The sequence below is a fragment of the Microbacterium sp. Bi128 genome (genome assembly GCF_918698205.1).
In genome coordinates this window covers 1-1,664 of record NZ_CAKKMM010001140.1, presented here as the reverse complement: position 1 = coordinate 1,664, position 1,664 = coordinate 1, and the positions used below count along the sequence as shown (strand labels likewise).

General features: G+C 67.7%; 1 protein-coding gene and 1 pseudogene. One reads left to right on the top strand and one right to left on the bottom strand.

Annotated features, from left to right (window positions below; all coding sequences use genetic code 11):
* Window positions 1-1,490, top strand: a 1,490-nt coding sequence (locus LQV45_RS30590) for a DHA2 family efflux MFS transporter permease subunit (RefSeq protein WP_230011006.1), incomplete at its 5' end; no start/stop codon positions are given.
* A 16-nt stretch (window positions 1,491-1,506) separates the two neighbouring features.
* Here LQV45_RS30590 and LQV45_RS30585 read toward each other — a convergent pair.
* Window positions 1,507-1,644, bottom strand: a pseudogene (locus LQV45_RS30585) (GNAT family N-acetyltransferase); the annotation flags it as partial.
* Window positions 1,645-1,664 lie beyond the last annotated feature (20 nt).

Sequence of the window (1,664 nt, the reverse complement as noted above, 5' to 3'; positions counted from 1 at the left end):
CCCCCATCGTCTCGGTGGCCAACCCCAGCATCATGGAGGGCCTCAACACTGACATCAACTCGGTGATCTGGGTCACCAGCGCCTACCTGCTCGCCTATGCCGTGCCGCTGCTGATCACGGGCCGGCTCGGGGACCGTTTCGGTCCGAAAAAGCTCTACCTCTCCGGACTCGTCGTCTTCACCGTGGCATCGCTGTGGTGCGGCCTCTCCGGCAGCGTCGAGATCCTCATCGCGGCCCGTGTGGTCCAGGGCCTCGGCGCGGCGATGATGACGCCGCAGACCATGGCCGTCATTACCCGGATCTTCCCCCCGGACCGCCGCGGAGCGGCCATGGGCATCTGGGGTGCCACGGCCGGCGTCGCCACGCTGGTTGGCCCGATCCTCGGCGGCGTGCTGGTGGACGGCCTCGGCTGGGAATGGATCTTCTTCATCAACGTTCCCGTCGGGATTGTCGGCTTCATCCTCGCCCAGCGTTTCGTGCCCTCGCTGACCACCCACCCGCACAAGTTCGATATTCCCGGCGTGCTGCTCAGCGCCCTCGGCCTGTTCCTCCTGGTCTTCGGCATCCAGGAGGGCGCGACGTACGACTGGGGCACCATCGCCGGCCCCATCACCGTCTGGGCCCTGATCATCAGCGGCATCGCCGTGCTGGTGGTCTTCGTCCTGTGGCAGAAGTTCAACACGGGTGAACCGCTGCTGCCCCTGTCCCTTTTCAAGGACCGGAACTTCTCGCTCGCCAACATTGCGATCACCACGGTGGGCTTCACCGTCACCGCGTTCAGCCTGCCGCTGATCTTCTACTACCAGATCGTCCGCGGACTGACCCCGACCCAGTCGGCGCTCATGATGGTGCCGATGGCGCTGATCTCGGGCGGGCTCGCCCCCGTCGTCGGAAGGATCATCGACAAGGTCAACCCGAAATTCATCACCGCGACCGGCCTGGTCCTGATGTCCGTGGCGCTGTTCTGGAATGCCCTGCTCATGCACCCGGACACCCCCATCTGGCTGTTCCTGCTGCCGAGCGCAGTGCTGGGCTTCGCCAATGCAGGCATCTGGGCGCCGTTGAGTTCCACCGTCACACGCAACCTGCCGCCGCGGCAGGCCGGAGCCGGCTCAGGCGTCTACAACACGACCCGCCAGATCGGGGCCGTACTCGGCAGCGCCGCCATCGCCGTCCTGATCCAGTCGCGGCTGGCGGCCGAGCTCCCCGCCCGGCCCGGAGCAGGCGCAGACGCCAGCCCGATGGGCTTCGGCGGGGCCCTGCCGGCGGAGCTTCATGAGGGGTTCTCGACGGCGATGGGCCAATCCATCCTGCTGCCGGCGGCGGTCATCCTGCTCGGCGCTGCCGTGGCGCTGTTCTTCGCCAAGCCCAAGCCGGTCCAGGGCTGGGGCGAACCAGATGCTGCCGCAGCCACAGCCGCAGCAGCGGACACGGGTAAGGCAGACGCGGACAGGGCAGACACGGACAGGGCCGCCGCGGAGCGCGGCTAGCCTGGCGGCATCCGGATCAGCCCAGCAGCACGCTGGTCTGGATGCCACCCGCGGAAAATCCCAGGCTCCGGGCCAGCGCCAGCGACCCCTTGTTGCTGACTTCTGAACGCCACTGCAGCGTCAGCCCGGCGGCGAGGGCCTCGTGTGCGTCTACTCAGGTGGCTAGCTTGGCCC